Origin of the sequence: Cellulophaga sp. HaHaR_3_176 (assembly GCF_019021925.1) — a bacterium.
In the GTDB taxonomy this organism is placed as follows: Bacteria; Bacteroidota; Bacteroidia; order Flavobacteriales; family Flavobacteriaceae; genus Cellulophaga.
On the sequence record NZ_CP058990.1, the window covers coordinates 305,147 to 327,423 of the forward strand.

The following is a 22,277-nucleotide window of genomic DNA, read 5'->3' on the forward strand; positions in this document are numbered from 1 at the left end:
CAATTAATGCTTATAGTTACGAATATGAAAACAATAGCTACGAAAACAAATTACTTTTTGATGATTACTACCTCCCACTTACATTAGATAAGAAAAAGGATGTTTTTACAACCTATAGGAGTTGTAAAATGTTAATATATAAATATTAGATAGTTATGGAACAATTAGATTTAGTTAATGAAGATTACTCTTTTAAAGAATTTGATGACAGTATAGGAATTGTAGATTATATAGGTAAATCTACCGATATTGTAATACCAGATTATATAAATGATAAGCCAGTACGTTACATATTTAAAGAAGCTTTTTGTGAAAAAGGTATTAAATCTGTAACGTTACCGAGTTTTCTGGAGCATTTAGGTGAAGATGTTTTTTATAAAAATGAAATTAAAGAAGTAATAATACCAGCAAAATTAACGGAAATTGGTGGCGGTGCTTTTGGAAGAAACAAAATTGAAAAACTTGTCTTCAAATCTGATATTAAATTTTTACCTATGTTTTGCTTTGTAGGCAATGCACTTACAAGTTTAGAGTTGCCAGAAAGTTTAACTAGCTTATCTAACGACTGTTTTGCAGAGAATGATTTTGTAGAGCTAACCATTCCGGAGCATTTAACGGATATAACGGGTGATTGTTTTGGAAACAATAAAAAGCTAAATAAAGTAATACTACCAGAAAAATTTGAAAGTAATAAACATAGTATTTTTCGTGGCTGCGATTTAGAAAATATTACGTTTGAAGTAATTTAACCTTTGCAGTTTTTAATGCATATGGCTGTCCTGAAATTTCGGGGCAGCCATTTTTATATTTTCACATTTCTTCTTAAAAAATGTTTAGAAGACTATCTAAACTTATTGTGGAGTGTTTATTGTAAAAAAATGAATAAGCTGAACGGCTAATTTTAAATAGCCAATTGTAGTGGCTACCTGCGGGTTGTGTTTATAATGGGTTTAGTTTAAATTTATATAGAATAGGCAGGCTTTAGTAGTTGGTAAGCTATCTTTAATAAATAAAAAGAAAAGCAAAAAATGTGTTGTACTTGTATAAAATCATATCTTTATTTTGAACTAAATAGGGTAGCATGAAGCAAAAGTTAATAGTTATAGGAATCATTTTTTTTACAATGTTAGTGTATTCTTGCGGAGAAAAACTAGCTCTTGATCAACAAGTGATAAAGGATATTTCGGATATTAAAAAAATTAAGAAGTGCAATAATGTTCCTGAAGATGCTGAAGTTACAAATGTGACTTTTGGAAACTTAAACCCAACACCAGGTACCAATATGTATGTTGTTTTTGTAGAATATGATTATACCTTAAGTGGTAAAATCACACATGTAGAAAATTCATATGTATATTTTAAACGTGGAGAATCTTATGATTTTTCAGATGTAGTTGGTGGGTGCGATAATTAAGCCGGTACCAACGCAACTTATTTTTTCACATACTTTTTCAAACGGTTTGTAAATTTTTTCTATTCTTTAGTAGGAAATTGATGCCCTGTAGATTTCCAATAAGGAATTTGAGATATCAAAAAGGTTGTATTTGAAATTGTACCTTTTTCATCTATTCTAATTTTGTTAACAGTGCCTTTGTAATATAATTCTAAGAAAGTACTTTTTAAACCACCAGACCATAGTTGCTCACTTTCAAATAGAATTTTATAACTAGACGGTTGTATACCTTCATTACTCAATAACTTTTTGAATTCTGCTAAGCTTAATCGTTTATTTACTCGCTTGCCATTATCGTAAACCCATTTAGTAAGGTTTCTTCTTATTCTAATTTCTGATTTAGATATCGTATCAATCTCAACGTTACTCTCTATTTTATATTTCTCTACTATTTCATCCCAAGCATTATATATTGTTTTACGATTATCTCGTTTTTCCCTAAGTTTAATAGGTAAATTAGAGTATGCTTGATTCCAACCTTTATTGAGGGAATTATATGGTGTTTGCTTTTTTATAGAATCTAAGTCTTTTAAATAGTTACTTGTCACTAAAAAACTTACTTCAGTTTTTGATGAATTACAAGAAGTAGCAAATAGAATTATAAAACAGCTTTTAATAATAAATTTGAACATTATCTGATTTTTTTTCAGTTTTGTTTTTCTATTTTACTTAGCCTATTTACAATAACCATTATTTTAATGGAGCCTCTGTTTTTATAACTAAATCTTTATAATTTTTTTCGAATTAATGCATAATAAATTCCGAACATTAATATTAAAATAAATTCAGAGGTAACAAAGGAAATTAAGAAATTCAAAAAATTTGAGCTACTGTAACTAAGATACATTAGTATTGCTGTAAATAGTCCGAAAGTGCTCCAAAAATAATATTTTAATGATGTTTTAGAAATTCCGAATGATAATGCTATAGCAAACAATAAAGAGGCTAATAACATCATAAAACCATAACCATCATCATTATTTTCTAAAGCTTCGATACTTATATAGCCTATTAATAAGGTGCCTACTATTGCAATAAATATAATAAATGGGTCCATTATATTTGAGTTTTCAGTTTTTTGCGTCATTTTTTATTTTAATTGTTACTAATAATTTTTAGATCCTTTATTGTCAAAAGTTATATCTTTTTTTGTTCAGATTTAATTGTTTCTAATTTAGAATTAGAATAAAATTTTTCCAGTAATTTCAGATTTTAAGTTAGATTCTTTTCTGATATTTAAACCATTTTCAGCTGTTACGTTATAGATTTCTTGACTATAGGTTTTAGTCATAAACAGTAAAATAATAATTAAAAAAAAGCTGCTTTTTTTCATAATTATTGCTAATGTATACCTATTATTAGTAATGGACTAAATGTAGTAAGCTTTCGGTTATTACTTAGCCAAATCTTATGTATTGTGTTTTAATTTTTCTCATTTAATACCAAATCAAAAGATTTGGCAATCTTAGAAATTTAGCAGAAACCTTTCGATAGTTCAGACTAATTTTCTTGCCTAAGGCTAAATCTATAAGATTTAACGACTTCAAAATGGTACACAACCTACAAAACAAATAATTAAAGTAAGTTTTAAATATTTATTCATTATTTAACTTCAGATTTTTCATAATAAAGCACAACATTAAGTGAAAATCATTTGTTTTTTACCGCTGTTATTTGTTGCCAAATGTTTACTCCTCATTTAAAAGTATTGGTTTTCCAAAACCTAGGCCTTCTAGTTTTTTCATTTGAGTTTCTGCGTCACCAACTACAAGATAAATCATTTTACTTGCCTTTAAATAGTTCTCAACTAAGTTTTTTATGTCTTTAACGGTCAATGCTTTTACAATAGCTTCACGTTGTTTTGCGTAATCAGCATCAAAACCAAAATTACTGATGTTATTAAGCATATTTAATTTTGAACGTAATGTTTCAAAAGCTCTAGCATTACTTTTAATCATAAAACCTTTTGTGACTTCTAGATCATTTTCTGTATAGTTTTTACCATAATTATCTAGTATGTCTTTTATTAAACTTGCAGACTCAAAAGTAACATTAGAACGCACGCCACTTTCGATGGTGAAAGCTCCTTTTATTCTAGATCCTGAAAAATTAGACCTAATACCATAAGTATATCCTTTTCCTTCACGTAATTGTTGTGTTAATTGAGAAGCAAAACCACCACCACCAAGACGGTAATTCATAATAGTTGCAGGATAATAATCAATATCTGTAGCTGCTAAAGCCGGATATCCAAAACGTAATATAGATTGCTTAGCGCCTGGTACATCGTAAAAATATACTTGAGATTTCTTTGGTGATTTTAATTCGGGTAGTTCTGGAAAAGTAATATCCTTTACCGCCCAATTATCATTTATATCAGATAAAGATGCTATTACTTGAGATTCAGAAATATCACCAACAATATGAAACTTTGTAATAGAAGGTGACATATTTGTGTTGTAGTACTGTTTTAAATCATCAATTGAAATTGAGTTTACAGATGCTTCTGTACCACTACCATTGTTTGATAATATGTGATCTTCGCCATAAATAAGTTTTGCATAAGCATTAGTAGCAATACTGTTTGGATTCGCTTTTTGTTGCTCAATTTGACTTAAGATACTCTGCTTTGTTAAATCAAATTCTTTTTCGTCCCAACGTGGTTCTAACAAAATTTCTTTTACTAATACCATTGTTTTTGCGTAGTTCTTTGCTAATGAATTTCCTGAAATAATAACAGCTTCGTCGGTTGCATATGCATTTATTGAGGCACCAAGGCTTTCAATGGCATTCTCTAACTGTTCTGGTGTTTTGTTTTTTGTGCCTTTAGTTAATAAATCAGCTAGAAGATTTGAGACTCCAACTTTATTCGCATTTTCTAACAATAAGCCACCTTTTATTTGCATTTCAAACTGCACTAATGGCACTTCATTGTTTTCTATACCATATACAACTATGCCAGATGATAATTCATCTTTCCATATGCTAGGTGCTTTTACATCAGGACTCTCTCCATAAGGAGGTTCAATACTTCTATCGAAACTAGAAGGTGTTTTTTCGTAAGTTGCTGCAATACTTGCATCAAATTGTTCTTCTGCACCTTCAATAATTTTTTCTTCAACAACATCTGCTAATGTTGAGTTTTGTAATGCTAGATCCACTTGATTTTTAGGAACAAAACTTGTCGCTACCAAATGTTTGCCTTTAATATATGTATTATAAACACGCATCACATCTTCTGGTGTAACGGCAAGAATATTTTTAACATCTTGGTTAATAAAAGCTGGATCACCTGCAAATATTTCATATTGTGCTAATTGTGCACCTTTTCCTAAAACACTAGATAAACTATTATAAAAATCTGTTTCTTGACCAGCTTTAATTCGATCTAGATCTTTTATTGATATACCATTCGCTTCAAAATCAGAAAGTGCTTTAAAAATTGCATCTTCAACTTTATCTAAATCAGTATCAGAAAAAGCTGTGGTTTGGAGCATAAATTGGCCAGCAATTTCAGAATTATATTGAAACATATCGACACCATCAGTAAGTTGTTCATCTTCTACAAGTGTTTTGTAAAGTGGTGCTTTTTTACCTTGAGATAAATACGTTGCTAAAACTTCTAAAGCATATGAGTCTGGATGGTACTGATATACAGAAGGCCATGTTAAATTTAATTGAGGTAAACGTGCAAACTTATCTTCGTAATATAATTTTTTAGTTGCGCTTAAAACAGCTGGTTGTTTTTCCATTTTAGGAATATCTTCACCACGTTTTATATCATTAAAATACTTTTCAACCCATTGCTTAGCTTGTGCAGTATCAAAGTCTCCTGCAATGGTTAAAGTAACGTTATTTGGTACATACCATCTATTAAAAAAGTCTTTTACGTCTTGTAATGTTGCATTTTGTAAATCTTCTAAAGAGCCAATAACTGTCCAGCTATAAGGATGACCTTTAGGATATAAATTATCTCCTACAACTTTAAAAGTATGACCATATGGTCGATTGTCTACGCTTTGCCTTTTTTCATTTTTTACGACCTGCTTTTCTTTGGATAGTACTTGATCAGTAACCGTATTAATAAAGTAACCCAATTTGTCTGCTTCTGCCCAAATCATTTTTTCTAAGGCGTCTTTCGGAACCGTTTGTAAATAATTAGTTCTGTCTCTATTTGTAGAGCCATTAGCACCTGAGCCCCCGATACGAGCACTCATTTTATCGAGCCCACCTTTACCTAAGTTTTCAGATTCTAAGAATAACAAGTGTTCAAATAAATGTGCAAATCCAGTGCGACCTTCTATTTCACGTGCAGAACCAACATGGCTGGTTAGTGACACAGCTACTACAGGATCTGACCTGTCAATATGTAAGATGACTTGCAAGCCGTTGTCTAAGGTGAATTTTTCAAAATCTACTTTAAACTCTTTTGTTTCAGCAATTTTGTCTTGATTATCTTTACAAGATGTCAATGTAATAAACATCAATAAAGTGAATGTTAATAGCTTAAATAGACGCATAAAGGTGTTTTTTACTTCTGTATTGAATTACTTATAGTCATAAATATTTGCTAACGTCTCGTATAAGAAACGTAGGGCAGGTGATAAGCAATTTCGTTTCGATTTATTACTTAGCTAAATGTAGATATTTTGCTTTTATTTTTTTTACTTAAATGCCTAAATTTTATATTTAGCGGACTTTGTTAATATTCACAGACCTTTCGGTTTAGCACAAAAGCCCTATGTTTTTTATTCATTGTTACAAAACGTTATTTCTCACAATTAAGCTCAAATGGAAAATTTTTCCAATTACTATCTATATTTTTCCTTATTCTTAATTCTAATTTATCGTTTTGATAATTACTACTCTCTAATACACAAATTATATCATCTGTTTGACAACCTATATATTTTGAACCAAAATTACAATCATCATCTGTACTTTTAAAATCCCTAGAGGTTTCTCTTGTTTCTTTATAAAAGAAATAATTAACTTTTAAGTTATTATTGATGTTGGCACAAATATTAAGTTCAGAATAAGAGTATTTAATTATTTTAGAATAAAGAGAATCAATATTTTTTTTATTAGTTTTTTTCATTTTTTAGATGAAAGAAAATAGTATCTTCTGAACAAGAAGATACGAAAAAACATAATAATATTATCTTGATAAAGTTTATTCTAATTCTCATAATACAAATTCAAATTTTTTTCAAATTCAAACTCTGTTACAAAAGGTTTATAATTTCTAGTATGCTGTAAAACAAACCATTAAGTTTATTGTTGATCCTTCTTGAAATTTATAAGTACTATCTTCTATAATAGATTGATAGTCCAGAATATTCTGTTTGTAATCAGTAAAAATAACCAATTACTTAAGTAATTGAAAAATGAAACCGCCTTAAAAGGCGGTTATAAAGGTTGTTATTTTATAAATTATGGAGTTGTGCAACGGTTACCATTGTTGTAGTGCGTTTTTATTTCAGTATTTATTATTTCACTTACTTCATCAGCCTTGTCAACAATCATAAAATGTCCTCCGTTATTTATTACCTCCATTTTAGTATTTCCTCTTGGCGGTATTAATTTATCGTTTGTACCATTTATTTTTAAAATATTTTTTAATTGAGTTATATTTTTCCAGTTTGTTAATTCATATACTGCCCATTTAGCAAAACTCAAATCAGTATCGTCTAAAATATCATTTAGTAATTTGTTGTTTTTTGCTCCGAATAAATACTTTGCAATTATTCGAGGAGGGTCAAATAAAAAAGTAGGCATTAATTTTATTAATTTGGTTTTACCAAACCCTATAAAAATTGGTCTTAATTCATTTTTGGTATGTGCTGAAGAAATTAGAATAGTTACTTTAGGATTAAGTATTTTGCTTATTTCAGTTGCAATTAATCCTCCAAAACTCACTCCAATTAAGCAAAACTCATTTTTCGTATCAATTATTTTACTTAGTCTTTTTGAATAACACTCTATAGGTTCATTTTTGTTTGGTGTAATCCAATCAATAGGAATAAAGTCAAAGTCTAGTGTCAGAGAATCAAAAACCCTTTTGTCAGCACCAAGTCCGCTTATTCCGTATACTTTCATTTTTTGTTTGTAATTATTTTCTTTTTTAATTGCCAAATCCTTTAAATATAGCACTTTTTGCACTATTTGTTATAGCCATTGTTGTGCGTTCGTTTTTATTTTTCCAGTATGTTGTCAATTTCGACGTCGGGAAAATTTAATTTAACGTATGGAACAAAGTCAGAGTTTGACTCCTTTCCATTTAACGTCCATAATCGCATTTTACTCGCATTTTCGGTCAATTCTAATATTCCATTTTTATTTTGAATTTTTTCAAACCACACAATGATTTTAGTGTCAATAAAGTTTAATATTTTTTCAAAATTTTCTTTTTGGAGTCCATAAACATTACAGTTATGACCGTCAATAATGTTAGATTCATTAGTGTGTTCAGTCGTTCTCTCAAATGTTTCTCCAAAAATTGTATTAACTATAGTTTTTTTTGAATTATCTAAATACTTGTGATAAAAAATTCCTGTATGACCAAAAAGAAAACCATCAATTTTGCTTTGTTTCAATTGTTTAGAATAGAAACTAGGCAAGATTTTTAAATTAACCGATTGACCAGGCATATTACTTCCACTCGACCAAAAATTTATTTCTAATTTAATCTTTTCATTTTCAATTGTAATTTTGGGTCCTGAGCGCGAATATCTATAACCTTTTTCTGAGTAGTTTTTCCCAATTTCATCGCAAACTGCCTGAAAGATAATTTTACAAGGGGTGTACTCGGAATAACTCAAGAGTATTTTATTATCTGTCCAAGGTATGCTGGTTTTTACGGGAGTATTTTTTAAATCATCTATTCTTTTTACGTCACAACCAAAAACAAAAACTCTATATCTTGTATCATTTTCTGCATAGAGAATTGAATCTTGTTCAAATCTAATGTGGTTGCTTTTTAAAATAGCAGTTAGCTCTGTAAAGGATTCTTTGGATTTTAAAACACCAATACAATGCCTTCTTAATAGTTTATTGGATTTGATTCTTTTATAGAAGGCGACAACTGCTTCAGTTTCGGTCTTAAATTTTTCAATACTTTGTTTATTACCTCGTTCATTGTAGCCAATTTCAAAGGTTTCTTTTGTGCATTTTAGTCCAAATCCGTTGTTCAATTGTAATTCGGTTCCATCGCTAGTCAAAGTGAATTTTTGATAGCATTTGTCATTCATGAAATTAACCAAATCGTTAATTGTTCGCATTTTTATATTTCTTTTTTTAAATGTCACGTCCTAAAATACGGCTACAGATTAATATTAGTTTTAAGCGGCATATTGATGCACGTAATTAGGTGTTTTATAATCTAAAGATAAATGCAATCTTTTAGAGTTGTATAATTTGATTGCATTTTTGGCTGCTTTTTTCGCATGTATCACGCTGGTAAAGGTTTGGTCAAGATAGAATTCATCTTTTAGAATACCGTTTACCCTTTCTGCTAGGGCATTTTCATAGCAATGGTTTTCTTCAGTCATACTGATTTTAATTTTCTTTCTTTTCAATATTTGAGTATAGACATTACTGCAATATTGAATACCTCTGTCCGAGTGATGAATAAGTTGGTCAATATTCTTGGCATTGTAAATAGCCTTATTTAAAGCTCTGACACACCCTTTTAGTTCTAGGCTATCACTTAGGTCATATCCAACGATTTTACGTGAGTACATATCTGTAATCAATGCTAGGTAACAGAATCCTTTAATGGTTCTGATGTAGGTTATATCGGAAGCCCAGACTTGATTAGGTCTATTGATTTTCAAGTCTTTTATAATATTACCATACTTATAAAACCTATGATATGAATTTGTGGTTCTAGAAGAATATTTTTTTCTTCTAACGAGTAATCGATTTTCTCTTAGGATACGGAACAGCTGGTCTCTACCGACTTTAAGGTCGTACTTTTGAAACTCATTTTTTAATGATCTCATGAGTTTTCTGGTACCTTCTCGAGGTAGTGTTCTTCTACTTTCCCGAACAAGTTGGATTACATCTTGTTCTATCTGTTTTTTGATAACAAAACGTTTTTGGAATTTGTAATAGGCATCTCTTTTCAGATCAAAGGCATTACAGATAGTACAAATTGAATAGAGCCTTTCATTACGGTTTATCGGTGCTACTTTCATTAGGGCTTTATGTTTAAGTTTTTTTTTAATTCTTCAACATCTCTATAGCCTAGGTTCTCGGCCGCTACCTCGAGATAGCTATCGGTCACCAGTTTGTCCAGGTCCTTTTTAATGAGAAGGTCCTTAAGTTGATTGAGCTCTTTTTGAAGGGCTTTGATACGGGAAAGTTCATCGTCTGTTTGCACGGTTACACGGGTATTCATTAAATCTTTACGATCATACTTTTTGATCCATACGTTTATAGTACTGGATTGAATACCGTAAGTTAATGCAATTTGTCTTTTGGAATGGTTTCCTTTGGTAAGTTCTGCCAAGACTTTGAGCTTAAAGCTCTCACTATAGCGTTTTACATATCCATCATTTTTATACATATACTTGAAGTGTTTTGTATACATATTTCAGGACGGGTCAAAATGAAGCCCAACGCTTGAGCTAAGCGTAGTGCGGTAGTAAGGAAACTTTTCGTTTCCGTCTGCGCACGAAGCTAAAGCTTTTTGTTTAGTTTTATTTTTGTTGTCCAAAGCTAAATCCATAAGATTTAGCGACATTATAAATATACACAGACCTTTCGGTTTTGCGCTAAAGTCCGCATTACGTTTAGGTTTTGTTAGCAACTGGCTTTTCCGTACAGCATATTTCATATTCATGAAATCCGTAATAATTTTTTGTACGAAATAGGTGTTTAATCTTTAATGATTCCCTCAATTTCCTTTTGTAAATCTCTTTCCGAAACTATAATATCCTGCATCATTAACATAATAAGTTCTTTTTTGTCAATGCTCGTATCTTTTATATTTGGATAAAGGAAATTCATTAAATATTGAGTCTTTGATAACAATACCTCTTTTTGCTCTTCAATATTTGCCAAAGCGGAAACTCTATCGTATTCCAGCAATTCAATTTTTGAACTAGAAATAGCTTTCCAAGAACTAATTCTAATTTTAGGTATTTGAATTCCATTGACTTTCATCATTACGTCGAAAAGAGAAATTGTATCATTCTTTTTGTAAAAACCTAAGGTGTCGATAAGTGTTTGCTGTTGAGGCATTTTTTTCTTGATATCGTCATTGCTTTCTTTCAATTCCTTATCCATTGACGAAAGTATTTGATTTATATACTTTTCATCTTTTTTATTTTCATTCCAATTGTTAATGTACAAAGCTATTAGAATACCAATAATTATTGGAACTATTTCTTTGAAGAATGCCTTAATATACTTTTTCATTCAATCTTTATGTTTTTTTTAGCTTGTTGCCAACGATTTGTATAAGCGCAGTAACGGTTTTTTTAAAACTGAATTTTCAATTTTAGTTAAAGATAATTTTAAAACAATACGGCTCAGGTTAGATCCCAAGCCGTTATTGCGTTTATATCGTGTTGTGGTTTGTATTTTAATCTGCACGTCTTAACAGAATCATACCTTTTCTAATCCATGCGTTCCCATCTTTTTTTTCATAAAACTCTAAAGAAAGAGAAGCGTTGTGCTGTACATATAATAACGCTAAAGAGTTATCAATGTTAAAAACAGGTACTGATACACTTGTATCACTTTTATTATTTGTAACTATAGTATTCTCAAACAATTTTTTATGCCAGTGTATGGAATCATCTAAATAGGTATTTTTCATTTTTTCTAAGTCTTTATCATTAAGAATTGCACTAACTGGAATATTTAAAAGCGATTTGGTCAAAACATTGGTTATAGAATCCACCTCAAAGGAAGAGTATATTCTGCGATGATTTAAAGAGTCTTTTATTTCTCTTACTTTATTCAAATCATCGCGATTGGTATTGATTATTAGCTCTTGTCCAATAGTAGAAATGAATGCTGAATTATAATAATCATCCTTAAAAGATTTCTTAAAAACCCTTACTTTTTCTTCATTTGAATTACCGAAAGCTTCCAGTACTGATTTTATATTTTCAATTTCATTGTGTTGCAGTATATTTTGTGATTTACAACTTGTGCAAACAATGAATACAAGTATGGAAAACATTACATTATTTATTTTTTTCATTTTAATTACATTTTATGCCTAAAGCACTTCTCGTAGCTTTATGAGCAGCTGACCCTTCGGCATGATTAGCATTTTCTATGGATGTTTTTTTGGAAGATAGTATTATTGAAAATAGGATAATATTAAGTAATTTCATTTTATTTTTTTATTACTGCCAACGGTTTAGCTATGAACAGTACGGGAGCAAACAAGCGTTTGCTTTCCGCCACGCACATAGCGAAATCTTTTGGTTTTGTTTTTTCTTTTTTCTCTCGACAAAGCAAAATCCCAAAGATTTTGCGACCTCATAAATATATACAAACCTTTTGTTTAAACCCGAAGCCCGTATTGTTTATAGGTTGTGTTGGCAATAGTTTTAAATATGGATAGTTAGTCGGTTTTGGTTTTTCGATAATTCTAGTATTTTTTTCTTGTTACCTTTTTTAATTTTATTCTTTGAGAGATTCAAAACTCGTAGTTTATCCGCTTTAAATACATTTCGCGATAATTTTCTGATTAAATTATTTTTTAATTGAATGCTGCTTAATGATAAGGAACTAAATAACTTGTTCGGAATTCTTTTTACCTTATTGTTAGTTAATTCTAATTGCGACAATTTTTCTAATATAACTAGACTCTTTGGAATTGAAGAAATTGAATTGTTATCTAGTACTAGTTTTGTTAGATTGGTGATTTTATTTATGCATTTTGGTATATTTTCTAAATTATTTCGACTTGCCATTAAGTATTGCAATTTTTTTAAATTACAAATTGAATTAGGCAATTCAGTTAAATTGTTTTGGTTTACTGCCAGCCAAGTCAATTTATCTAAATTGCCTATCCTGTCCGGTAAAGAAATTAATTCACATCTATTTAATCCAAGGAAATGGAGACTTGTTAGATTACCTATAGTTTGTGGAATAGTATTAAATGTGTTACCACTTAAGTCCAAGCTTTCTAAAGATTTATAGAAAGTTACAAAACTGGGAAACTGCTTTATTCCTATTTTTCTAAGAGAAATTATTCGCAAATTACTTGTTTCTGGGTTCTGATGATTTATATCTTCAATTGGGTTACTAGATAAATCCAAACTAATTGTTTCGCTAGAAATAAAATTTGATAGCTCAATTTTTTTAAGGTTATTCTCAATTAAGTCAATTTCAGTTAATTTAATTTTACTCAGATTGCAGTCAATTTTCTCTAATTTGGAATAAGTAATTGATAGTTTCTTTAATTTGGTTAAGCTTTCTAGACTCTTTGGTAGAATTTTTATATTCGAATGAGAAATTCTTATTTCCTTAAGTTCTTTTAGTTTAAATATTTGGGATGGAATAGAATTAATATTCGCATCTACAATTGTTAGTTTTTCAAGTAAATAAAGCTTTTCAAGTCCGTCATATGATTTCACCTGGTTTCCTGAAAGGTAAATTTCTTTTACGTTTTCAGGGTTTTCAAGACCTTCTTCAATGCTTTGAACTAAACTGCTTTGTGCACAGATAGATAGAGGAAGGATTATAAATAAAATTCTAGATATCAATTTCATGTCAAATTATTGCCAACGTACGGATAACCGTACTCTTACGGTTATCCGCCAATATAGTAGTATATCGTTAATAGGTTATAAACTTAAGAAAAAATACTATATCTATTTGTATAATAAATAGTTGCTTCTAATAATTTTAAAATTAGTAATAGCACTTTGCCAAGTAGCATGAATCTCTTTTGCACTCATACCCGCTTCAATTTGTTTTTGCAATTTAGTAGTACCTGCATGTTTGGTAAATCCGCTAGTTAAAAAAAATTTACTCTTATCTGTAGTATGTGTGTAGGCATTAATAATCCACTGTAAGTTTACACTGTTTAATGTGCTTGTATCAATCGTTGTTAAATCTACTCCGTAGCAAAGTTTCCCTTTTTCTTTAGGGTATTTAGAGCCAAAATTAGCATCTGGTGTATAGGTAAATGTATATTTTTTAGCATCTAAAAAAGAAGCTCCATAACGCTGAAATTGAAATTCGGTACCTCTGCCAGCATTTATGTTAGAGCCTTCAAAAAGTCCTAAGCTAGGGTATAGTTTTATTGATAAATCATTAGGTAAGTTAGGCGAAGGGCGTATAGGTAAGCTGTAAAAAGTTTCATGTGTGTAGTTATCCATCGGTACAACTGTTAAGTTTGCTTTTATACCATTTTCTAACCAACCTTCTTGGTTTATCATAGTTGCATATTCGCCAATTGTCATGCCATATACCAAAGGTATTTCAGTCATTCCTAAAAAGCTAGTATGTTCAGTTTCCATAGTAGGGCCATCTACATAATGTGCATTCGGGTTGGGCCTGTCTAAAACAAGTACTGGTATATTATTTTCAGCACAAGCCTCCATTACCAATTGTAATGTGGCAATGTAGGTGTAAAAACGTACGCCTACATCTTGTATATCAAACAAAACAAGATCAATGTTTTTAAGCTGCTCTTTAGAAGGTTTTCTATTTTTTCCGTAAAGTGATATGAGTGGCAGCCCTGTTTTTGTATCTATACCGTCTTTAAAATGCTCACCAGCATCTACCTTGCCTCTAAAGCCATGTTCTGGGGCAAAAACCTGTGTAATATTTACACCCAAAGTCATTAAAGAATCTATTAAATGCGTGTTGCCATCCGCTTTAAATACAACACTTGTTTGGTTTGCTACCACGGCTATTTTTTTATCTTTTAAAATCGGTAAGTAATCTTTTGTTTTATTAGCCGCGATTATCAAACTAGAATCGATGCTTTTTTTTGTTTCATATACCGCTACATTTTTTGTTTCTGATACTGTTTTCTTTGTCTTTCCGCAGGCAGAAAGTATCAAAACCAATAATAAAAATGTATTTTTGAAACAAGGTAAAAGCATCATAATTTGAATTTAGAATTTTTTATAGCAAAACGCCTTTCTATAGGGAAAGCGTATAAAAATAGTGTATCAGCACCAATTATAAAAATAGCAATTGCAGCGATTACAATTAGTATTGTAATGATGCTTATCGCTATTGCTACAGGTGTTGGTTTAAAGGTTAAAATTAGAGAAAAAGTAGCAGCTTTTAACGGTCATATTCAAATTAGTAATTATGATAATAACAGTTCTGAAGTATCGGTAAGCCCAGTAGCATTAGAACAAGATTTTTATCCGGAGTTTAAAGGTATAGAGGGTATAAGCCATGTGCAGGCCGTAGCGAGTAAAGGTGGTATAGTACGTGCCGATGATACCGTTGAAGGTATAATTGCAAAAGGAGTAGGTAAAGATTATAATTGGAATGTTTTTAAAGAATATTTAGTAGAAGGCAAGCTGCCAGATTTTTCAGGTGAGCGTATTGATGATGTGATGATATCGCGTTTATTAGCTAATAAATTAAAATTAAAAATAGGCGACTCCTTTAGTGCAGTGTTTTTAAGAGAGAATGATCCATCAAAAATACCAAACCAATTAAAGTCTAAAATAGTTGGTATTTATGATAGTGGTTTTGAAGAGTTTGATGCTACGTATGTTTTTGTAGATATTAGACATATTCAGCGTATGAATAGGTGGGAGGATAACCAAATCGGAAATTTTGAAATTTTTTTAAATGATTTTGATCAGATAGAAGAAAAAACAAATGAAATTTACGGACACACACTTTCTACATTAGATACAAAAAACATTAAAAATAAATATGGTCATATTTTTCAGTGGATAGACCTTTTCGATTTTAATATTGCTATTATAATTGGTATAATGATTATTGTTGGCGGTATTAATATGATTACTGCTTTGTTGGTTTTAATACTAGAAAGAACACCAATGATAGGAGTTTTAAAAGCACTAGGCTCTAATAATTGGAGTGTGCGTAAAATATTTTTATACAATGCAGCTTATTTAATTGGTATTGGTTTGCTGTTGGGTAATGCTATTGGTCTTGGTTTAATATGGATACAGAATACATATCGCATCTTCAAATTCCCGAATCCGAAAGAATATTATATAGAGTATATTCCGGTACATATTGATGTTTTTACGGTGGTATTATTAAATATAGGCGTTATGGTACTTTGCTTATTAATGCTTTTAATACCATCTTATATTATTACAAGAATAACACCAGTAAAGGCAATTAAATTTGATTAATTTTTAATTTCAGAAAAATCTTATGGTTAATTTATCTTTAGAGAATAAGACAGTAAAAATAGATAAAGGAGAGCTTGTTGGTTATACTGTTGCAGGCCACCAATACATTCACCAAAAAGGTAGCCCAGGTTGGCGTAGTGCAGATACCGAAATGTTTCCGATTATTGGCCCAACGGCAGATGCAGGTTTTAAAGTGCAAACAATTAAAGGCGCAGCAATACAAGATCAACATGGTTTGCTTCGTGAAATGGAATATAAGCTGACGGAAAGCAACACGACAAAAGCAGTTTTTGTAAAAAAGTATACTGCCAATACTGAAATTAAAAATTCTAAATATCCAGCAAAGTCTACTGCAGAAATATTAGCTTGGCCTTACAGTTTTGAGTTTGTAAAAACGTTTCAATTATCAAAAGAAGGTATTACAGTTAGTTTTTCTATATCAGGCGAAAAAGGAATGCCATTTATGCTAGGGTATCACCCCGCTTTTAATTTGGTAACTGAAACACCTGTTGTGGTTGCAAATGATAAAGAAATTTCACTAAAAGAAGTTTTAGCAGTTGGTAGCAGAGCATTACACGTTAAAAATTGCAATAAAATTGTTTTAAAAGATAAAAACGAACTTCAAATAACAACCGAAGGTTTTGGCGATTTTATGCTTTGGACAGAAGTGAATACTATGATTTGTATTGAGCCAATAACATTTTATCCATATGCTGTTGCACAAGAAAATTTACATAACGGCTTTACAATTTTAGGAACAACACCAGAAGTTTTTAAAGTACACATTTCGGTATTATAAATTTATAAATTGTTGGTATTTAATGTTCGGTAACAATAGTTACTGACCAACTTTAGAATTAATTTTACATTTGACCAATGCAAAAATATATTCCATTACTGCAATGGTTGCCAAAATATAAAAAGAGCAACTTACCTAAGGATTTAATCGCAGGGTTTACTGTAGGTATTATTCTAATTCCGCAAGGCATGGCATATGCTATGATTGCAGGTTTACCACCCGTTTATGGGTTATATGCCGCTTTAGTACCAGTTTTAGGTTACCTTTTTTTAGGTACAGCAAGGCAAGTAACTGTTGGGCCAGTAGCAATGGATTCTTTATTAGTTGCCGCAGGTTTAGGAACCTTAGTAATATCTGGGGTAGAAAACTATATTGCAATGGCCATTTTTTTAGCCTTTATGGTGGGTGCCATACAATTATCACTCGGTATTTTTAAAATGGGTTTTTTGGTGAATTTTTTATCAAAGCCTGTAATAAGTGGTTTTACATCAGCAGCAGCATTAGTAATTATTTTTAGTCAATTAAAACATCTTTTAGGAGTTTCGATACCTAAAAGTAATATGTTTCATCAACAAGTATTAAATGTACTTCAAAGAATAGCAGAAACTAATTTAGTTGATTTTGTAATCGGATTTTTAGGTATTGTAATGATCATCTTATTTAAAAAATGGAATAAAAAAATACCTTCTATTTTAATAGCAGTTATACTAGGTATTATAGCCGTTTACTTTTTTAAATTAGAAAAATACGGAGTGCATATTGTTGGCAAAATACCGACAGGCTTACCAAGTTTTCAAGTGCCAGATATAAGTTTAGACAATGCATTCTCAATATGGCCAATAGCGCTAACCTTGGCATTAGTTGGGTATTTAGAAACCATATCCATAGGTAAGGCATTAGAAGAAAAAACAGGAGAAGAAACGATAGAACCAAATCAAGAATTGGTTGCCTTAGGGGTATCAAACATTGTGGGATCTTTTTTTCAATCGTATTCATCAACAGCAAGCTTTTCAAGATCAGCAATTAATGGTGAAGCTGGAGCAAAAACAAATTTATCGGCATTATTCAGTTTTATTATGGTAGTGTTAACCTTGTTGTTTTTAACACCCATATTTTATTATTTACCCAAAGCAGTTTTAGCAAGTATTATAATGGTATCTGTTTTAGGGTTGATTGATATAGTTTATGCAAAACGCTTATGGAACAAACGTAAAGATGAATTTGTAGTTTTAATAATCACGTTTTTAGTAACCTTATTTATAGGCATACCACAGGGTATTTTAATAGGTGTTTTAAGCTCGTTATTGTTGATGGTGTACAGAACATCAAACCCTCATTTTGCAGTTTTAGGAAATATAGAAGGTTCTGATTATTATAAGAATGTAACCCGATTTTCTAACGAGATAATTGTACGAGACGATTTGTTGATTGTTAGGTTTGATGCGCAATTATATTTTGCAAATGCAAGCTTTTTTAAACATCAATTATATAAAGAAATTGATAAAAAAGGATTGCCATTACGAGGTGTTATTTTAAATGCAGAAGCAATAAATTATATAGATTCTTCTGCAGCCCAAATGCTAACCAAAGTAATACGAGAAATTCATCAAAAAAACATACAATTTTATATTGCAGGTGCTATTGGCCCTACACGCGATATTATTTTTAATAGCGGAATTATAGAAGAGCTACATAAAGAGTTTTTATTTGTTAAAATAAAAGAAGCAGTAAATTACTTTGATGATCCGAGTACATTATCAAGTCTGCAAGGTAAGGTAGCATATCAAAATCAATTTAAAGTGTAACTATTGTTACTGATAAAAATGTAAAAGACCTTTACTTTTACAGTGTAATATATGAATAATAAGATGATGAAAATAGAACAAATATATACAGGGTGCTTAGCACAAGGGGCTTACTATATTAAAAGTGAAGGCGAAGTAGCTATTATAGATCCATTACGAGAAGTAGGGCCTTATTTAAAAAGGGTAGCTAACGATAATGCTAAGGTGAAATATATTTTTGAAACTCATTTTCATGCAGATTTTGTTAGTGGTCATGTTACCTTATCAAAAGAAACAGGAGCACCGATTATTTACGGACCTAATGCAAACCCTAGTTTTGATGCTATAATAGCAAAAGACGGTCAAGAATTTAAATTAGGTAAAATAACGATAGTAGCATTGCATACTCCTGGGCATACAATGGAGAGTACTACATATTTACTTAAAGATGAAAACGGAAAAGATCATGCGATTTTTTCTGGTGATACGTTGTTTTTAGGCGATGTTGGAAGACCAGATTTAGCTCAGAAAGCAGCAGACATGACGCAGGAAGATTTGGCAGGTATTCTTTTTGATAGTTTGCGCACTAAAATAATGCCTTTAGCAAATGATGTTATTGTTTATCCAGCGCATGGTGCAGGTTCGGCTTGTGGTAAAAACATGATGAAAGAGACTGTGGACACTCTAGGGAATCAGAAAAGCATGAACTATGCACTTCGTGCAGATATGACGAAGGAAGAGTTTGTAAAAGAAGTTACACACGGACTGTTACCACCACCTAAATATTTTCCTTTAAATGTGAAAATGAATAAGGAAGGGTATGAGAATTTTGATGAGGTTTTAGATAGAGGAACAACAGCATTATCGCCTAAAGAATTTGAAATTGCAGCTAACGAAACTGATGCAATTGTTTTAGATGTTAGGCATCAAGATGAGTTTGTAAAAGGACATATACCTCGTTCTATTTTTATAGGGTTAAATGGTGATTTTGCACCATGGGTAGGTGCTTTAATTGCCGATGTTAAACAACCATTACTTTTGGTAACACCAGAAGGTAAAGAAGAGGAAGCAATTACGCGTTTGTCGCGTGTTGGTTTTGATGGTACAATTGGATATTTAAAAGGTGGTTTTGAAGCTTGGAGAAAAGATGCAAAGGAATACGATACTATTACATCGTTAACGGCAAAAGAAGTTATACCTAAAATAAACTCAAAAGAAATACCTGTTTTTGATGTTAGAAAAGAAGGGGAATATGGATCAGAGCATGTTTTAAATGCAACGCACACACCTTTAAGTTCATTAAATGATTACTTATCTGAGTTTCCAGAAAAAAGTACATTCTACGTGCATTGTGCTGGTGGTTACAGATCTGTAATAGCAGAATCTATATTAAAGAGTAGAGGTATTCATAATTTTATTGATATTGCAGGTGGTTTTGGAGCTCTTAAAAGTGAGGGAGCAAAAGTTTCTGATTTTGTTTGCCCTACAACTTTATAAAAAAAAATATTTCATTATAAAAAGGCTCTTAAATATCTAGGTATTTAAGAGCCTTTTTGTTTTAGAGAACTGATTTTTATCATATTATTTGAGAATGTCAATCTTTAAATTTGTGCATATAATCAACAAATTTAAATATGATACAACTTGCTATTTCTCTTGTAAATTGGAACTACGGAATACTATTAATTAGTTCTTTTGCAGTAGTAGTTATTGGTTTAGTATTAATTGTTTTTTCTTTAATGAAAAATGATAAAAAGAAAAACAGTTAATAATTGGCAATTTCAATATCAGAAATCTGTATTACTTTTTCGCTGTTTTTACCACAGTAATTAGTGATAATTTGCCTTGTTTCAAAAGTGTTATTTTGTAACTTTATAAAAGGCATAAGGTCTTCAATATGGTTTATAGTGGTGTCATTAGCTACAAAAGCATATCCGATATAGGTATTATCTTGAACGACTATCAAAGCAGTTTCATTAAGTGTTCTTCCTTTTTCTTTAATTAGGAAGTTTTCAGAAGCAGATTTCACTTCTTTAATTAGTTTTTTAACCTTAGCATTATAATTTTCTGTAGTTTCAGTACCACGGCAAATACCATCACATTCAAGAATATCGTAATGCGAGCATGCGGCAACGTTCTCTTGTAGGTGACAAAATTTAGGGCACAACTTATAGGTTTTGCAAAGTTCTTGTAAAAAAATTCTACAATCTGTTTTATTATAGAGAGTGTAAAATGCATTCGGAGCCATTTTTAGAGTATTAGAGGCTAAATGCAGTATACCATTCCTATCTTCATAACTAAAAATACCGTAAGGCTGTATTTTTCTTTTTTGCGATCTATTATGTTCTGGGTAATGGTGTTTTATAGCTTCAGATTCCATTAGTAAAGCTAAAACCTCACTACCAGAAAGTTCAAAATCTATTGCTGAGGTTTCTTGGCACATTTTAATTTCTTTGGTTGCCTTATCGTAAAAGTGACTTAAAACTCTCTTCTTTATATTTATAGCTTTACCAACATAAATAATTTTACCTTTTTCGTTTTTAAAATAATACACCCCTGGTTTAGTGGGTAATTTATCAAAATCTTCTTTAGGTAAGCCAGGTGGTAGTGTCGCTTCTTGTGATTTTGAATTTAAAAAAGATTTAAATACCTCTTCAGCACCGTCAGTATATAATAATTTTTTAAATAAAATAGTAGTAGCATCAGCATCACCTCTAGCCCTATGCCGATCAGTTAACGGTATTTTTAAAGCAGAACATAATTTACCAAGACTATATGATTTGTAACCAGGGAGCAGTTTTCGAGAAAGCCTTACGGTGCAGAGTTTTTTTCTTGAAAAGGCTATGCCTATCATTTTAAATTCATTCTGAATTATATTGTAATCGAAATTTACATTGTGGGCAACAAAAATGGTATCTGTAGTAATTGCTAATATTTGTTCTGTAATTTCATGAAATTTAGGAGCATTCCTAACCATGTCGTTATCAATACCTGTAAGTCCAGTTATAAAATAAGGAATTTCACATTCAGGATCAACCAATGTGGTAAATTCATCTACCACATCATTACCATCAAATTTAAAAATAGAAATTTCAGTAATCTTATTTCCTTTTACTCCATTCCCTGTAGTTTCAATATCTATTATCGTGTACAAAAAGCTCTTTTTTTCTATAAAGTTAAGGCATTTTTTAGAGTGTAACTAATTCTCGATTTTTATGAAAAATTTTATGAAACGTATTGTTTTTTTTATTTCATTTGTTGTGTAAATTTTTGTGTTTAAACCTCTTGAGGAAACACTTTGAAAACAATATTAAAATTTGGGTTTTTAAGAATACGGAAATCATTTTTAAAAACAGTTCACCACGTTGAAATCCAGATAATAAGACAGATTTCTATTTTTCAATCTACACATTACTTAAGTTGTTCAAAAACAAAGCTTAAGGCTACTCTTTTTTTTACAAAACCAACCCATTATTTTACTTTTAAAATGATGAAATAAAATGTGAGTTAACCTGATTTTATACAAGGTATATGAAGGTTTTTTAATTCAATTTCTAAAATAAAAAAACAACAAATTAAAATTATAATTATGATCAAAACATTCGCAATTTCTTTAGTATTATTTATGACTTCTTTTTTAAGCCCTGTACAGGAGCAATATACCGTTAAGATGGCTTTTGAAGGGTTAGAAGATGGTGTTTATTACTTCTCATCAGAAGATGATGATTTTAGTACATTTTCATTTGATAATATTGATAAATCATTAGCCAGTAAATACAATTTTTCAGACAGAAAATTAATAGGCTCAAGCTTTGAAGTTACTTATGAAGCTGAACAATTAACAAATGAAGATGAAGAAGAGTATGAGGTTTTAACATTGAAAGACATCGTTAAAATCGAGAAAAAATAAT

General features: G+C 30.5%; 22 protein-coding genes. 8 read left to right on the top strand and 14 right to left on the bottom strand.

Going from position 1 to position 22,277, the window contains the following annotated elements:
• The first annotated feature begins 155 nt into the window (after positions 1-155).
• On the top strand, positions 156-749 hold the full coding sequence (locus tag H0I23_RS01365) for a leucine-rich repeat domain-containing protein (RefSeq protein ID WP_216784687.1): 594 nt from the start codon (positions 156-158) through the stop codon (positions 747-749).
• 332 nt (positions 750-1,081) lie between these two features.
• Entirely contained in the window at positions 1,082-1,414 is a 333-nt protein-coding gene (locus H0I23_RS01370) for a hypothetical protein (RefSeq protein WP_216784688.1), read from the top strand.
• A 59-nt stretch (positions 1,415-1,473) separates the two neighbouring features.
• On the opposite strand, the gene H0I23_RS01375 is transcribed toward H0I23_RS01370, so the two are convergent.
• From H0I23_RS01375 to H0I23_RS01435, 13 genes are all read right to left on the bottom strand, one after another.
• Entirely contained in the window at positions 1,474-2,085 is a 612-nt protein-coding gene (locus H0I23_RS01375; protein ID WP_216784689.1) for a hypothetical protein, read from the bottom strand.
• Between the two features lie 95 nt (positions 2,086-2,180).
• Positions 2,181-2,540, bottom strand: a complete 360-nt coding sequence (locus H0I23_RS01380; protein ID WP_216784690.1) for a hypothetical protein — start codon at positions 2,538-2,540, stop codon at positions 2,181-2,183.
• Positions 2,541-2,633: 93 nt separating this feature from the next.
• The gene (locus H0I23_RS01385) at positions 2,634-2,786 is read right to left on the bottom strand and encodes a hypothetical protein (RefSeq protein ID WP_216784691.1); all 153 of its coding nucleotides are present in this window, start codon (positions 2,784-2,786) and stop codon (positions 2,634-2,636) included.
• A 355-nt stretch (positions 2,787-3,141) separates the two neighbouring features.
• Positions 3,142-5,973: a pitrilysin family protein gene (locus tag H0I23_RS01390; protein WP_216784692.1), complete on the bottom strand. Its 2,832-nt coding sequence runs from the start codon at positions 5,971-5,973 to the stop codon at positions 3,142-3,144.
• Positions 5,974-6,221: 248 nt separating this feature from the next.
• Positions 6,222-6,551, bottom strand: a complete 330-nt coding sequence (locus H0I23_RS01395; protein ID WP_216784693.1) for a hypothetical protein — start codon at positions 6,549-6,551, stop codon at positions 6,222-6,224.
• 335 nt (positions 6,552-6,886) lie between these two features.
• Entirely contained in the window at positions 6,887-7,552 is a 666-nt protein-coding gene (locus H0I23_RS01400) for an alpha/beta hydrolase (RefSeq protein ID WP_216784694.1), read from the bottom strand.
• A 95-nt stretch (positions 7,553-7,647) separates the two neighbouring features.
• Positions 7,648-8,733, bottom strand: coding sequence for a hypothetical protein (locus H0I23_RS01405; RefSeq protein WP_216784695.1), 1,086 nt, complete (start codon positions 8,731-8,733; stop codon positions 7,648-7,650).
• Positions 8,734-8,793: 60 nt separating this feature from the next.
• Positions 8,794-9,651, bottom strand: a complete 858-nt coding sequence (locus H0I23_RS01410; protein WP_216783348.1) for an IS3 family transposase — start codon at positions 9,649-9,651, stop codon at positions 8,794-8,796.
• Positions 9,651-10,046, bottom strand: coding sequence for a transposase (locus tag H0I23_RS01415; RefSeq protein ID WP_254073593.1), 396 nt, complete (start codon positions 10,044-10,046; stop codon positions 9,651-9,653). The genes H0I23_RS01410 and H0I23_RS01415 overlap by 1 nt, the downstream gene beginning before the upstream one ends.
• 287 nt (positions 10,047-10,333) lie before the next feature.
• The gene (locus H0I23_RS01420; RefSeq protein ID WP_216784696.1) at positions 10,334-10,876 is read right to left on the bottom strand and encodes a DUF6090 family protein; all 543 of its coding nucleotides are present in this window, start codon (positions 10,874-10,876) and stop codon (positions 10,334-10,336) included.
• Between the two features lie 166 nt (positions 10,877-11,042).
• Positions 11,043-11,648: a hypothetical protein gene (locus H0I23_RS01425; RefSeq protein WP_216784697.1), complete on the bottom strand. Its 606-nt coding sequence runs from the start codon at positions 11,646-11,648 to the stop codon at positions 11,043-11,045.
• A gap of 376 nt (positions 11,649-12,024) precedes the next feature.
• Positions 12,025-13,191: a leucine-rich repeat domain-containing protein gene (locus tag H0I23_RS01430; RefSeq protein ID WP_216784698.1), complete on the bottom strand. Its 1,167-nt coding sequence runs from the start codon at positions 13,189-13,191 to the stop codon at positions 12,025-12,027.
• A gap of 102 nt (positions 13,192-13,293) precedes the next feature.
• Positions 13,294-14,538: an exo-beta-N-acetylmuramidase NamZ domain-containing protein gene (locus tag H0I23_RS01435; RefSeq protein WP_216784699.1), complete on the bottom strand. Its 1,245-nt coding sequence runs from the start codon at positions 14,536-14,538 to the stop codon at positions 13,294-13,296.
• A gap of 3 nt (positions 14,539-14,541) precedes the next feature.
• On the opposite strand from H0I23_RS01435, the gene H0I23_RS01440 reads away from it, so the two are divergent.
• From H0I23_RS01440 to H0I23_RS16825, 5 genes are all read left to right on the top strand, one after another.
• Positions 14,542-15,783: an ABC transporter permease gene (locus tag H0I23_RS01440; RefSeq protein ID WP_216784700.1), complete on the top strand. Its 1,242-nt coding sequence runs from the start codon at positions 14,542-14,544 to the stop codon at positions 15,781-15,783.
• A gap of 22 nt (positions 15,784-15,805) precedes the next feature.
• Positions 15,806-16,582 carry an aldose 1-epimerase gene (locus H0I23_RS01445; protein WP_216784701.1) on the top strand — a complete coding sequence of 259 codons (777 nt, stop codon included), beginning with the start codon at positions 15,806-15,808 and terminating at the stop codon, positions 16,580-16,582.
• Positions 16,583-16,659: 77 nt separating this feature from the next.
• Positions 16,660-18,387, top strand: coding sequence for a SulP family inorganic anion transporter (locus H0I23_RS01450; RefSeq protein WP_216784702.1), 1,728 nt, complete (start codon positions 16,660-16,662; stop codon positions 18,385-18,387).
• Positions 18,388-18,453: 66 nt separating this feature from the next.
• Complete coding sequence (locus H0I23_RS01455) at positions 18,454-19,863, top strand: rhodanese-like domain-containing protein (RefSeq protein ID WP_216786002.1); 1,410 nt, start codon at positions 18,454-18,456, stop codon at positions 19,861-19,863.
• Between the two features lie 137 nt (positions 19,864-20,000).
• On the top strand, positions 20,001-20,135 hold the full coding sequence (locus tag H0I23_RS16825) for a hypothetical protein (protein ID WP_256443766.1): 135 nt from the start codon (positions 20,001-20,003) through the stop codon (positions 20,133-20,135).
• Here H0I23_RS16825 and H0I23_RS01460 read toward each other — a convergent pair.
• Positions 20,132-21,520, bottom strand: coding sequence for an exonuclease domain-containing protein (locus H0I23_RS01460; RefSeq protein WP_216784703.1), 1,389 nt, complete (start codon positions 21,518-21,520; stop codon positions 20,132-20,134). The genes H0I23_RS16825 and H0I23_RS01460 overlap by 4 nt on opposite strands.
• A 435-nt stretch (positions 21,521-21,955) precedes the next feature.
• On the opposite strand from H0I23_RS01460, the gene H0I23_RS01465 reads away from it, so the two are divergent.
• Entirely contained in the window at positions 21,956-22,276 is a 321-nt protein-coding gene (locus H0I23_RS01465) for a hypothetical protein (RefSeq protein ID WP_216784704.1), read from the top strand.
• Position 22,277 lies beyond the last annotated feature (1 nt).